The organism is Alkalihalobacillus deserti, from assembly GCF_020734105.1.
Classification (GTDB): domain Bacteria; phylum Bacillota; class Bacilli; order Bacillales; family Bacillaceae_D; genus Halalkalibacter; species Halalkalibacter deserti.
Genome location: NZ_JAJAFR010000003.1, coordinates 317,376 through 330,473 on the forward strand (window position 1 = coordinate 317,376; position 13,098 = coordinate 330,473).

The window sequence follows — 13,098 nt, forward strand, 5'->3', positions numbered from 1 at the left end:
TTGTAGAAGCTTTTTGATCTTGTGTATTTTTTCAAGGAGAGATTAAGTTAGGGATACTGTCTTTAATTTTTCAGATCTATATATCACGCATGTGCCAAATTGTAATTTTCTTCAGTACATACGAAAGAGTCATCTTTTAAGCGTTATTGATTGAAATAAATAATAACGCTTACTTAGGATATTAATTCGCGAGTTCATTAGTTCAATTCATGTAAATTATTTCACGTACCATACTGGAAACAGATATAGCAAAAAAATTGAACTAAGTTAAATAGGGATTCATCTCATAGGTAATCGCTTCAGCGTAATAGTCAAGCGTACCGTTTTTTATCAATTCATACACTCTTAAAACCGATTCATCTTTTCGTTTTGATTCAAACATAATATCAGCTTCTCTATTGCCTATTAATTGAATAAAATCAATAAAGTCCTCTTTTAAAATAAAATCATGGTGAGCCGGATCAGTTATCGAGTTTCTTCCTGAACTGATATGCATTTTAGGGCGGTCGACAGACACCCATGATTCAAACACAATATCTAACGCATGATTTAAAGACAAATCGTCAGTAGGATTACAGCGATTATGGTGGAAATCAAAGATGATCGGAATGCCTGTCTTTTTATAAATATCAATCACATCTTTAATATGAAAAATTTTATCATCGTTTTCTAGTCTCAATTTAGTTTTAATATCGCTTGATAATGTTTGATAATTGTCAACGAACTTATCTTTGGCTTCTACTTTATTTCCGTAGGCACCTCCAACATGGATAATCATATCTGTTCCACTAACAAGATTTAAAATCTTGGAATGATATTCTAAATCTAAAATAGCTTTTCGGACAATTTCTGGTTTAGGGGAGTTAAGGATACTATATTGGCCTGGATGCATCGTGAGCCTCATGTTATAGTCAATCGCTAATTTCTTTATTTCCTTGGTTATGTTTAGAACGTCATCATCTAGATCCCATTCCCAAGACATGATTTCGTGTGTGGCAAATGGAACTAAATCGCTACTTAATCTATAGAAGAAAATACCTTGTTCAATGTTCCAACGAATGGTTTTTAATACTTCATTGAAGTTATGTATAGTTAGTTCCTTCACTTTTTCTAACCCTTCATTCTCAACTGTTTTTAAGCGACAAGTCTTAAACTTAGAAGGCAGCGAAAGGTTAATACATGCGTAACCAAGTTTCATTTATTCCAACCTCACTTTCCTTATGCTATTATGCCACAGCAATGAGAAAGAAATAAAATCTAATGAATGTTTAGAGTTCGCTTTCTAAGGATATAATTAACTGTAAAATAAAAAATAAGAGTTTGATAGCAAAGAGTGGAACGATTGCAGATATTTGGGGGAATGGACAACGTGAAAGAGACACTTAAAAATATATACCAATATTTAGTGAGTTAACGAGTGATGAACTTGATAAAATAGAAATGATTACAAATATGCGCACCTATAAGAAGCGAATGCATGTTTAGCTGAATTGCCAGAAGTGTTAGTCCTATTATTAGACGGAAAACTGCGAGGAAGAACGATTGTGAAGCTTTAATATAAGAATAAACTTTATTTTGTAATAGATACATATTTCCTACTCAAAGAGGTTAATTTATATTTGTACTTTAAACCAACTTTCAGGAGGAATTAAACATGTTTCAAAACCAACACACTCAAATGAGTTCAATGAATGCATCATCAATGTCAGGTCAATTAAACCAAATGCTTCAACAAATGTCACATATGGAGCAACAACATGCGTCACAATTAAAACAAATTACTAGTCAACTTCAACAGATTTCTCAGCATGAAGGCATGGCTAGTCAACAAATTCAACAAATTCAACAAATGTGCAATCAATTAATTCAAGAGAATCAACGTTTAACACAATTGCAATCAACTCAATCACACATGCAGCCAATGTCACAAGGTTCGATGCGTATGAATCAAATGCATCAAAGTCCAAATCAATTTCAACAATAGTAAATGAATAGCCATCTACATAATTGGAGGGCTAGGATAAACAAAGAGGAGGTGGCCAAAGCCACCTCCTCTTCTATCTAATAGGCCATTGTTGTATCATGGTAAAATTTAAATTCTAACAGATTATTGGCTGGATCAACTAAAAAGAAGAGAAGGTGTTCTTCTTGTTTTCCTTGAAAGCGGGTTGTTAGTTCCTGAAAAAAAGGAAGATCTTTGCTTTTAGCTGTTTCAATCAGCTGATTGAATTCTTGTATGTTTGTTAGTGTAATCCCGAAATGACGCGGGTACATTTTCGGGGAGTGATCGATGTGTTCAGGACTAAGATGACACACAACCTGATCACCAAAGAAATTAAACGTTACTCGGTCATCGTATCTTCTCGCAAGCTTGCATCCGAGCTGTTCGTAAAAGGTAACAGTCTCATCTAAATCTTTACATGGTATGGCGAGGTGAAATATTTTATTTGTATCTCTCATTTCTACTCCCCCTAATCAAATATGTTAAATGTGTCTGATCGTAAACCTAAGCGTAGTGTTTCTAATGAGATAGGATCAGCGAACGAAATATTAGCTAGATTAACGTCTGATCCAAGCCTTTGGATAAAAAATGTTTGCATTTTCTTGTTAGGCGCTTCAAATATCACGTTATTTATCGGGATTTCAGAAGATAGAATATCTTCAATCAAATCGTATCTCATTTCTCCGTTGCTTCGACATATTCCACTTGTACCGCTTTCCCTTGCTTCTGTAATTACTTTTGCTGACCCAGCTTCGAGGTCTTCTTGAATATATTCAATCCACTCCGAAGTGTGACAATCATCGGATTTTTCGCAATTTTTGCTCCCGACTTCACTAAAGACGTTAAATTCCGGTGTGAAGTCAGAAATGTATTTTGCCTTTTCACTGTTGCTAATATCAATCGTGCCATTTGAAATTTCGATAAACTGACAATGATACATTTTGCAGTATTTGTAAAACTCGTCAATTTTCCTTTGACTTAAAAACTTCTCAAAAAGAGTCCCCCCGAAAAAAAAGTGAACATCGTGTTCTTGGAGAAAATTTATTTTCTCTTGAAGTTGTTTCGTAATAATGGAAGTACCCCAACCAAACTTAACAAAATCGATAAGATCTGCAGAGCTGTTTATCGTGTCTTTAAAGGATTGTATCGAAACCCCATTATCAATCAAAATTGTTAGACCTTCATTTCTAGGCTTGACGTTTCTTACCGGTAAATATAATCCAGATGCAGATAGGTTATTCATATGTCAATCCTCTCAATCGTTGGTATTTGATTTGACTGATTTACTTTCATTACAAAATTAGATTCTCGTTCATGGGCACAAAATGTAATATCTTCATAATTAAAATCAAGATTGTTTGGGTCGAAGAATTTCTGAGCGACGTGGGCATTTTTAATTCTTTCTTCCACTTCAACGTTAGTTAAAAAGCCTTTTCCCAAAATAAGGCCTCTTATATATTCAGCACAAGCTAAATCATCATCACCTGATGGATGTGATGCAATAACAGTAATCTTGAGGTCTCTTTGAGAGGTGTTATTTATTTTTTTTATATAATTAGCTGTAGTCTTAGCATTCGAATACCCTGTTACAAAAAGGCATTTCGAATTTAAACTATTTAAAGTGGCCCTTACCCCATTTGTTGTTTTTTGAACTAATGTTTTATCACCCAATCTTTCCTCAGAGATTCGTTTAGGCGAGTTATCGAAATCAAATCCATTAATCGCTATACCGTGTTTCTCTCCAGCTAAAAGGAAATGAGGATGTTCTTTTTTTAAGGTGAAAGCTTCTTCTGTTGTTCCTACGAGTAAAATCTGTTTGGCTCCTTTAATAAATGCATAATGAGCCACTGTAAATGCACGTATGACATCAATTACAATGGTAATGTCTGATGACTCTAAAATATGAGAGTGCCCTTGGTGAATTGTAATCATCATATTCTCTCCTAAACTTGAGTTATGTCAAAGTACTATATTCGCCTATAAAAAGGATTGTTACTCGTTTGATTCAATATAGGCTGATAGTTAATTGGCTTTTTTAGGCTGTTTTAGTTGCTATTGTAAAAGTAGCTATAATAAAATACACAATATCTTGATCGTTACATATCTAAAAATCAGGGTAACTTTTAGATGCTAAAGGAGGTTTATGGATGTCCAAAGAGGATATGAAACAAAGAGATTCTAAACAACTTAAAGATATTAAATTGTCTATTTTGGATTTAGCCCCAATTGTAACCGGTGGAACTCCAGCAGATTCTTTTCACAATACCTTAAATCTAGCTCAGCATGTTGAAAAATTAGGCTTTCATCGTTTTTGGTTAGCAGAACATCATAATATGCCTGGTATTGCAAGCTCTGCAACTTCGGTATTAATCGGCTATGTTGCTTCAGGAACATCAACCATTCGAGTTGGCTCAGGTGGAATTATGCTGCCTAACCATGCCCCGCTCATTGTAGCGGAACAGTTTGGCACGTTAGAATCACTTTATCCAGGTCGGATTGATCTAGGTTTAGGACGAGCACCTGGAACGGATCAAGCAGCAGTCCGTGCGTTGCGTCGTGATATTCGTGGAGATCATGATTTTCCACAGGATTTAGAAGAGCTTAGATCCTTTTTTAAATCATCTCCAGAAGCTCATCCAACAGTGAGAGCGGTCCCTGGTGAAGGATTAAATATTCCAATTTGGCTTCTTGGTTCAAGTGGTTTTAGTGCTCAGTTAGCTGGGCAATTAGGATTACCATTTGCTTTTGCGAGTCACTTTTCTCCTGATAACACATTAGCCGCACTTGAGCTATACCGAAAATGCTTCAAGCCATCGGAGGTATTACAAGAACCGTATGTGATGGTTGGGGTTAATGTGATTGCTGCCGACACAGATAAAGAAGCGCTGAGATTAGCTACATCACACCAACAAAGATTATTGAAGAGGATTAGAGGTTATTCAACTCCATTAGACCGACCAGTAGAAAGCATGGATGAAATTTGGAGTGCATATGAAAAGGGAGTAGTAGAGCAACAGTTGCGTTCTTCTATTAACGGGAGTGTAGAGGTCGTGAAGGAAAAGTTACAAGCGTTCTTAGATGAGACCCAGGCGGATGAAATGATGATAAATACAAGCGTGTATGATCATGAAGCACGTTTACGATCTTACACTATTCTAGCTAACCTTTGGAAAGGGTAGTTCATTAAAATATTTTAAAGTAATCAGAGTCCTTCGGAAAATAAAAAGAAGGGCTTTTTCCTATGGATAAATGGAGTCCAGAAGATATTCTGTCACCCATTTAGTTTGTCGAAAAGAAAAATGTCTGTCGAAGAAATCTTTAATATCATTTCTATTATAAATTTTAGTAAACTTTAGATGAACGTTTCTCCATTTTCAACAGTATAGACTAAAACTAAATTAGGTAGATGGGTACCTCATGAGAGGCATCCATTTTTTTCTATGAATGAATATTGAACTAAAACTGTCGGAGGTGTTAATTTAGATGGTGAGTAATATCTTTGTCCTCATGTATATGTTAACTGTAATTATTTATATGACTTTTCTGATCCTGATTAATCCATTTACTTGGTATATGGTAGGATTTCTTTTTATTCTCTTTGTACCGGTAGCTGTTTTAACTAAAGTTATCCAAACAAATGTTGTGGAGAAGAAAGAACTACAACAAAGAATCGAAAAGCTTATAGAAAAAGAAGAAGAAACTGAACAAGACTTGAATGAAGTGAATCAAATCAATAAGGTTCTTAATATAGGTCATTTATCCTTCGACGTTAACGATCAATCTGTCAGTATTTCCGAAAACCTTGAGGATATATTTGGATATAAAATAGAGGAATTCCAACGTAATCCTTTCTTTTGGCAAGAAGTCGCCAATCCTGAAGATATAAGCCTACTAATCGAACAAGAGAATAGCTTGCTACTTGGAAAATCTACTAAGTATAAGTATAGAATTTTACATAGTAATGGGAATCCAGTTTGGCTAATTAATAGTGCTACTCCGATATATGATTCAAATGGTAAACTAGCAAAAAGTAGAAGAGCGTTTATTGATATAACAAAAGAAAAAGAAACAGAAGAAAAGCTAAGGCAGTTAGCGTTTTATGATGATTTAACGGAACTACCAAATAGAAAAATGCTTGAAACACATATGAAGAAAGCGTTGGCGCGATCAAAACGTCACAACCATACAATGATCGTTATGTTTATTGATTTAGATGGATTTAAAAAGGTAAATGATTCATTCGGTCTTGAGAGTGGAGATTTATTATTGAAGGAAGTAGCCGAAAGTTTGTTCGATAGCGTCCGTGAAGAAGATCTGATTGTCAGACTAGGTGGAGAGAATTTGTAATCGTCTATGAAGAAACGCATAAAGACGAAATAATCGTTATTGCTGAGCGCATTTTAACGTCTGTTTCTAATCCCTTTATCATTGACGGTAATGAAGTAAGTGTCTCACCAAGCATAGGAATTAGTATGTATCCGGAAGACGGTGAGACACGTGAAACACTAATTCAAAACGCAGATAAAGCTATGTATTATACAAAAAGAAATGGAAAAAACAATTATCAGTTTTATACTTCTGACCTAGACATTCTACTTCCTCGTAAATTTGATTTATTTGAAAAGCTTGTGCAAGGTGTAGCTAAAATGAGAGGTTAGTAGTAATGGAAAGTTTTGTATTGAAGTTACTAAAATTGTATGTTACAAATAGTATTATATTTAAACAATTATATAAAGTTATCACTACTAGGGGTGCTATTTAGCTGAGAGAGATGAAATGTCTTAACCCTTAAAACCTGATCTAGCTAAGACTAGCGTAGGGAAGAAGTGTTAGTAAATTCTATTTAGCCAATTTTTGTGTTTAATTAGACATTTACATAAAACCCCCACTTCTATATCAATTGGAAGTGGGGGTTTTATTGAGGCACAATCGTTTGAGGCGACATCCGACCTGTAGGGATAATATTTTAGGAGGGTTGAAAGTGGATGATAAGATACAATTCTTACTCAAACAAGTTGATGAACGTCAGGAAGAACTGATAGATCTGTTGAAAACATTAATATCGTTTGAAACACCAGCACCACCAGCAAGAAATACTAAAGGAGTCCAAGACTATGTCGCTTCTCTACTTAAGGATCTAGGATTTGAGATTGATATGTGGGATGTATATCCAAATGATCCAAATGTGGTTGGCTTTTTAAAAGGCAGTGATTCTAATTACTATAAGAGTCTAATCATCAATGGGCATGTAGATGTAGCAGAGGTAAGTGAAGATGAAGAGTGGGAAACGGATCCATTTACTCCTATCGTGCGCGATGGTGTTGTGATTGGAAGGGGAGCCGCTGATATGAAAGGCGGCTTAGCTGGAGCGCTATTTGCCATTAAGTTACTTCGTGGGTCTGGAGTTGATTTGCCGGGAGATCTTATTTTTCAATCCGTTATTGGAGAAGAAGTTGGTGAAGCAGGAACGCTTCAATGTTGCAAACGGGGAAGTACGGCTGATTTTGCAGTTGTTGTTGATACGAGTGATTTACATATTCAAGGCCAGGGTGGGGTTATTACTGGCTGGGTTACGATAAAAAGCAAACAGACTTATCATGACGCAACAAGAAGAAACATGATTCACGCAGGTGGAAACTTAGTTGCAGCGAGTGCAATTGAGAAAATGATGAAAATAATAGAAGGATTGCAAGAACTTGAACGCCACTGGGCTGTAACGAAAAGTTATCCAGGTTTCCCTCCAGGAGCAAATACCATTAATCCTGCTGTTATAGAAGGTGGAAGACATGCTGCTTTTATAGCCGATGAATGTAGACTTTGGATTACCGTTCATTTTTATCCTAATGAAACGTACGACCAAGTTTCAAAAGAAATTGAAGACCATATTTTAAAAATAGCTGAAGGAGATGTATGGCTGCGGGACAACCTACCTACATTTATTTGGGGAGGGACATCGATGATAGAAGATCGAGGTGAAATTTTTCCTTCTCTTGAAATTGATCCTTCCCATCCTGGAGTTAAACTACTAGCTCAATCACATCAACATGTTACTGGACAAGGTGCCATTGTCGATGTTTCTCCAACCGTTACGGATGGAGGGTGGCTCGCGGATGCAGGCATTCCAACAGCCATTTACGGACCGGGTGATTTACTTAATGCCCATTCAGTGAATGAACAAGTCTCAATTGAACAGCTTGTTGAATACACAAAAACACTGATGATGTTTATTTATGAATGGACAAACTTACAATCAAAATAAAAGAGGTGCCTTAACGTGAAATTTAGCGAACGTTTATATAAAGAATTGCAACCAATTTGGAGAAAAAATCATGCTCATCCCTTTGTTCAAGGAATTGGAGATGGCACATTAGATCAAGAGAAATTTCGCTTCTTCATGATCCAAGACTATCTGTACTTAATCGATTATGCTAAATTGTTTGCTCTTGGTGTAATGAAGGCAGAAGATCTTGAGACAATGGGGAAATTTGCAAAATTACTAGAAACAACTTTGAATGAAGAAATGTCTCTTCATCGCAAGTATGGAAAGAAGTTCGGTATTACTGAAGAGGAGTTCGAACAGGCAAAGCCATCACCAACTACCTTAGCTTATAGTCATTATATGTTACATGTTGGACAAAATGGTACGCTAACAGATCTAGTTGCGGCTATCCTTCCTTGTATGTGGAGTTACTCAGAAATCGGCAAAGAGTTAAATCAAATCCCTGGAGCTAGCGAACATGAGTTTTATGGTGAATGGATCAAAATGTATAGCTCTAAGGAGTTCGAAGAGTTAGCTGATTGGTGCATTGATTTATTAGACCAACTAACAGAAGGGAAGCCAGAGACAGAACTCGAAAAGCTTGAAGAGATCTTCTTAAATACGACGCGCTTTGAGTATATGTTTTGGGACATGTCCTTTAATCAAGCGATGTGGCCAACGGATGAGTGAACGGTCATTACAATTTAAGGAGGTCAGCTTTTACTACAAAAATGGTCAGAAACAAACACAAGCTCAAATTCTCGATTCTCTTAGTTTTGCTATTGGAGAAGGAGAGTTTGTAAGTATTATTGGTCCGAGTGGTTCAGGGAAAACCACCTTATTTAGGCTTATTACCGGATTAGAACAATCAGTTAAAGGGGAAATCCTTATCAATGGGCAATCCTATTCGGATCGATTTGGTAAAGTGGGCTATATGCCACAACAAGATTTACTCATGCCGTGGAGAACCATTTTGGCTAATGCTGCGCTCCCATTAGAAATTAAAGGGATTGATAAGCAAGAAGCTCACAAACAAGTTACTCAACTTTTAAATGAGTTTGGTTTAAATGGTGTAGAAAAAAAATACCCAGGGGATTTATCTGGTGGGATGAGACAACGCGTTTCTTTTCTACGAACCGTTTTAAGTGGTTCGAATGTTCTGTTGTTAGATGAACCGTTTAGTGCTCTTGATGCCATTACGCGACTCACCATGCAAGAGTGGTTGTTAGACCAATGGGAGAAATGGAAATCGACGATTCTTTTTATTACTCATGATGTCGATGAAGCATTGTTCTTATCTGATCGCATTTTCGTCTTTACCGAGGCTCCGGTTCAGAAGCTTGAAGAAGTGGTTGTCCCACTGAAACGCCCTAGAGAGATTCGAGACATTCATAATCCGGAAGTCATAGCCGTGAAAGAACAATTAATTGATCAACTGCGAAAACAGGTGAGATTATGAAGCGGATGAATGATTATGTTACACCGGTTGTTGTTGTTTTTGTTCTGCTCGTTATTTGGGAAACTGTTGCTAGATTTATCGGTATGACGTTTATTTTGCCAGCACCAACAGAAGTAGCGGTGAAGCTCTGGGACATTAGACAAATTCTATTAACGGTTCACTTACCGTCAACATTGCTCATCATCTTAATTGGTCTAGCGTTGTCTATTGTCTTAGGTGTTGGTCTAGCGGTGTGTATGAGTGTCAGTAGAGCGGCTGAAAAAGCCTTTTATCCGATTATTATTTCGTCACAAACAATTCCGATCATTGCTTTAGCACCCATTTTCGTTTTGTGGTTTGGTTATTCGATCTGGAGCAAGGTGGTTGTAACATTACTTATAACCTTTTTTCCTATTACCGTAAATACGTTTGATGGTTTAAAGTCGAGTAGCAAGGAGTTAAAAGAGCTATTACAGACAATGGGAGCGAGTAAAAAGGATATATTTTTTAAATTAAGCGTTCCATCAGCCCTCCCGCATTTTTATTCTGGTTTAAAAGTCGCAGTTACATTAAGTGTGATTGGAGCAGCGATTGGGGAATGGCTAGGTGCTCAATCAGGTCTTGGCTATTTTAGCAGGAGAATGATGACGCAATTTGATGGAGCAGGTGTATTCGCGCCAATTGTCTTGTTATCAACAATAGGAATTATCTTGTTCTTACTTGTTGTTTTACTAGAAAAATTATCGTTAAAGTGGAGGAGAACAGAATGAAGAAATGGTTAACAGCTAGTGTTAGTGCATTCATGTTAGTAAGTCTAGTAGCTTGCGGAGGGAGCGAAGAACAGCCAGAGCCAGAAACGGTATCGCCTGAACCTGTAACTGAAGAAGAAGTGGAGTTAGCAGAAATCGACATTATGTTAGATTGGTATCCGAATGCCGTACATAGTTATTTATATGTTGCGCAAGAAAAGGGCTATTTTGAAGAAGAAGGGGTTAAAGTCAATATTCAATTCCCGGCCAACCCAACTGATCCTATTAATTTAGCAGCAGCTGGGCAAGTGACACTAGGTATTTCTTATCAACCAGATGTCGTAATTGCTCGTGCAACACAGAATGTACCTGTAAAATCAATTGGTGCAATTGTTCGTTCACCTCTTAATCACGTGGTGTTTTCAGAGGATAGTGACATTCAAACACCGAAAGACTTAGAAGGAAAGCAAGTAGGATTCCCCGGCATCCCTTTGAATGAATCGATCTTGAGTACAATGGTTCAAAACGATGGTGGAAATCCCGATGATGTCGAGATGATTGATGTTGGTTTTGAGTTAGGTTCTTCACTCGTAAGTGAACGAGTAAATGCTGTCATCGGAGCTTACATTAATCATGAAGTTCCAGTATTAAGACATAATGGTCATGAAACTCGTTATTTTAATCCAGTGGATTATGGAGTGCCGAGTTATTATGAATTAGTTGTTGTTACAAATGATCAAACGTGGGAAAAGCAAGAAGAAGAAATTAGAGCTTTCTGGCGTGGAGCAACAAAAGGGTATGAGTTCATGAAAGAAAACCCTGAGGAAGCTCTAAACATTTTATTAACGAATCAAGATGAAGCCAATTTCCCATTAATTGAAGAAGTTGAACAAGAAAGCTTAGGCATTTTACTTCCGAAAATGGAGTCTGAAGCGGGATTTGGAAGTCAAGATGCGGACTCTTGGCAAGAAACCATTGATTGGATGCTGGAATTTGATTTGATTCAAGAGTCACCTTCATTAGAAGATATTTTTGTTAATATTGTTGAATAATAAAAGTGGACTACTAATTTTTCTCGAAGTTAGTAGTTCTGTTTTTATTTTGATGAGAGAGGGAATGTATTTGATTTAAGCACTTTGAATACGTAATATAGGAGTGAATCAATTTATCTTGTGTATAAACCCTTGATTGTAAGTAGAGGTGTACATAAATGAATCGTAGAATATGGTGGATGTTTGTCGTCTTTTTGATTTTGCCGATAGCTGGTTTTTTTACGACTACTTATTTTGTAATAAACGGAATGGTACTTCCTTTTGATCAATCGATACTTAATATGGTTAAACCACTTGAATCCGCTGTCTTAACAAAGTATATGAGTTTTTTTAGTTATTTAGGTTCAGTAGGTCCTGTAATCGTGATATCGTGTATTTTTCTTCTAATTATTTATATTTTTTACCGTAAACTAGATGAAGTTATTTTATTTATTGTTGTTTCACTAGGTTCACTTGGTATTAATCAAGCCCTTAAGTTTGTTTTTAAAAGAGACCGTCCTTTTGAGCAAATTATCGCTGAAACAGGTTTTAGTTATCCAAGTGGGCATGCAATGGCAGCGGTATCACTATATGGAATTATTACGTTTTTATTTTGGAGAAATACAGCTACTGTTTGGGGACGTATACTTCTTATAATATTTAGCTCCTTGATGATTATATTTGTTGGTTTTAGCCGTGTCTATTTAAGAGTGCATTTTCCTAGTGATATAGTAGGTGGATTTCTTTTAAGTGGAATTTGGCTGTACATCACTATTTGGATTTATCAATATGTGATGGAAAAACACTATGAAAGAAAAAAGGAAGAATCGAAAGGAAATTCATTAACATAATCGTATGATATGATTAGTTACAAGAATTTTTTTATAGTTCTTACTATCTTTTAAAATTTCAGGAAGGGAGTCGTAACAATGGCTGAGATAAAATATGAAATTAAAGAAACGGTCGGAGTTTTATCAGAAAACCTTAAAGGGTGGAGCAAAGAATTAAACCTAGTTAGTTGGAATGGACGAGAGGCAAAGTATGATCTTAGAGACTGGGCACCTAATCATGAGAAAATGGGTAAAGGTCTAACCCTTACATCTGGGGAACTAGTGAAACTTAGAGATATTTTAAATCAATTGGATATTTAATATATATGCTGATTAGATAATTTCTAATAGGGGTGTTTGTTAGTTAAAGGCTGTCCCTTATAAGATCGAATACACTGTTTTAAACCAATAAACATTCCTATAGGAATGTTTATTGATTAAAAGGTTTCTGCCCTATGTGTGAATAATAGAAAATTACAAAAACCGATAAAAAAAGCGCCGCTTTAAACAAACGTTTAATTAAAAATAGGGCCTGTTTGTAAAAAAAGTGTTCACTGTAAACTTCCTTCATCTTTTTCATCTTCGTTTTCTTTTCTGCTTTTCTTCATTTTAAAAATGCCCTTAGCTGGAGTTTTTTCTAGGTTCATTCTCTCTTCTTTTTTGTTGCCTTTTTCTTTGTGTGCGTACCATGAGATAATTTTCAATTTAAGCACCACCAATCATTGATTCTTTTTTTAAAAGCTTTGTCCATATATATGTAGATAGTTTTTTAAATATGCTAGATTGATT

At 36.0% G+C, this 13,098-nt stretch carries 16 protein-coding genes and 1 riboswitch; of the genes, 11 read left to right on the top strand and 5 right to left on the bottom strand.

The window, feature by feature from the left end:
- Positions 1-262: 262 nt before the first annotated feature.
- The gene (gene uvsE, locus LDX58_RS08005) at positions 263-1,198 is read right to left on the bottom strand and encodes a UV DNA damage repair endonuclease UvsE (protein ID WP_227936302.1); all 936 of its coding nucleotides are present in this window, start codon (positions 1,196-1,198) and stop codon (positions 263-265) included.
- A 456-nt stretch (positions 1,199-1,654) separates the two neighbouring features.
- On the opposite strand from uvsE, the gene LDX58_RS08010 reads away from it, so the two are divergent.
- Positions 1,655-1,984, top strand: coding sequence for a hypothetical protein (locus LDX58_RS08010; protein WP_227936303.1), 330 nt, complete (start codon positions 1,655-1,657; stop codon positions 1,982-1,984).
- 77 nt (positions 1,985-2,061) lie between these two features.
- Here the strand turns inward: LDX58_RS08010 and LDX58_RS08015 are convergent, their stop codons facing one another.
- From LDX58_RS08015 to LDX58_RS08025, 3 genes are read right to left on the bottom strand one after another with little or no spacing between them, the layout of a single operon-like run.
- The gene (locus LDX58_RS08015) at positions 2,062-2,460 is read right to left on the bottom strand and encodes a VOC family protein (RefSeq protein WP_227936304.1); all 399 of its coding nucleotides are present in this window, start codon (positions 2,458-2,460) and stop codon (positions 2,062-2,064) included.
- Positions 2,461-2,471: 11 nt separating this feature from the next.
- Positions 2,472-3,245 (bottom strand): phosphosulfolactate synthase, encoded by a 774-nt coding sequence (locus LDX58_RS08020; protein WP_227936305.1) that lies wholly within the window; start codon positions 3,243-3,245, stop codon positions 2,472-2,474.
- Positions 3,242-3,937, bottom strand: a complete 696-nt coding sequence (locus tag LDX58_RS08025; RefSeq protein ID WP_227936306.1) for a 2-phosphosulfolactate phosphatase — start codon at positions 3,935-3,937, stop codon at positions 3,242-3,244. Before LDX58_RS08025 ends, LDX58_RS08020 begins: the two co-directional genes overlap by 4 nt.
- A 212-nt stretch (positions 3,938-4,149) precedes the next feature.
- On the opposite strand from LDX58_RS08025, the gene LDX58_RS08030 reads away from it, so the two are divergent.
- The 10 genes from LDX58_RS08030 (at position 4,150) to LDX58_RS08070 (ending at position 12,630) form a co-directional block, all read left to right on the top strand.
- Positions 4,150-5,181: an LLM class flavin-dependent oxidoreductase gene (locus tag LDX58_RS08030; protein ID WP_227936307.1), complete on the top strand. Its 1,032-nt coding sequence runs from the start codon at positions 4,150-4,152 to the stop codon at positions 5,179-5,181.
- A gap of 304 nt (positions 5,182-5,485) precedes the next feature.
- A complete protein-coding gene (locus LDX58_RS08035) occupies positions 5,486-6,349 on the top strand; it encodes a PAS domain-containing protein (RefSeq protein WP_289623468.1) in 864 nt (287 codons plus the stop codon).
- Complete coding sequence (locus LDX58_RS26265) at positions 6,349-6,660, top strand: diguanylate cyclase domain-containing protein (RefSeq protein ID WP_308017479.1); 312 nt, start codon at positions 6,349-6,351, stop codon at positions 6,658-6,660. Before LDX58_RS08035 ends, LDX58_RS26265 begins: the two co-directional genes overlap by 1 nt.
- A gap of 79 nt (positions 6,661-6,739) precedes the next feature.
- Positions 6,740-6,841, top strand: a riboswitch (TPP riboswitch).
- 124 nt (positions 6,842-6,965) lie between these two features.
- On the top strand, positions 6,966-8,261 hold the full coding sequence (locus tag LDX58_RS08040) for an acetylornithine deacetylase (protein WP_372459131.1): 1,296 nt from the start codon (positions 6,966-6,968) through the stop codon (positions 8,259-8,261).
- Between the two features lie 15 nt (positions 8,262-8,276).
- Entirely contained in the window at positions 8,277-8,951 is a 675-nt protein-coding gene (gene tenA, locus LDX58_RS08045) for a thiaminase II (RefSeq protein ID WP_227936309.1), read from the top strand.
- Positions 8,944-9,720 carry an ABC transporter ATP-binding protein gene (locus tag LDX58_RS08050; protein ID WP_227936310.1) on the top strand — a complete coding sequence of 259 codons (777 nt, stop codon included), beginning with the start codon at positions 8,944-8,946 and terminating at the stop codon, positions 9,718-9,720. The genes tenA and LDX58_RS08050 overlap by 8 nt, the downstream gene beginning before the upstream one ends.
- A complete protein-coding gene (locus tag LDX58_RS08055) occupies positions 9,717-10,469 on the top strand; it encodes an ABC transporter permease (protein ID WP_227936311.1) in 753 nt (250 codons plus the stop codon). The genes LDX58_RS08050 and LDX58_RS08055 overlap by 4 nt, the downstream gene beginning before the upstream one ends.
- The gene (locus tag LDX58_RS08060; RefSeq protein ID WP_227936312.1) at positions 10,466-11,500 is read left to right on the top strand and encodes an ABC transporter substrate-binding protein; all 1,035 of its coding nucleotides are present in this window, start codon (positions 10,466-10,468) and stop codon (positions 11,498-11,500) included. Before LDX58_RS08055 ends, LDX58_RS08060 begins: the two co-directional genes overlap by 4 nt.
- Before the next feature lie 158 nt (positions 11,501-11,658).
- Positions 11,659-12,330, top strand: a complete 672-nt coding sequence (locus tag LDX58_RS08065) for a phosphatase PAP2 family protein (protein WP_227936313.1) — start codon at positions 11,659-11,661, stop codon at positions 12,328-12,330.
- A 78-nt stretch (positions 12,331-12,408) separates the two neighbouring features.
- Positions 12,409-12,630, top strand: a complete 222-nt coding sequence (locus tag LDX58_RS08070) for a YdbC family protein (RefSeq protein WP_227936314.1) — start codon at positions 12,409-12,411, stop codon at positions 12,628-12,630.
- A 230-nt stretch (positions 12,631-12,860) separates the two neighbouring features.
- Here LDX58_RS08070 and LDX58_RS08075 read toward each other — a convergent pair whose 3' ends face one another.
- Positions 12,861-13,013: a hypothetical protein gene (locus LDX58_RS08075; protein WP_227936315.1), complete on the bottom strand. Its 153-nt coding sequence runs from the start codon at positions 13,011-13,013 to the stop codon at positions 12,861-12,863.
- Between the last annotated feature and the right edge of the window lie 85 nt (positions 13,014-13,098).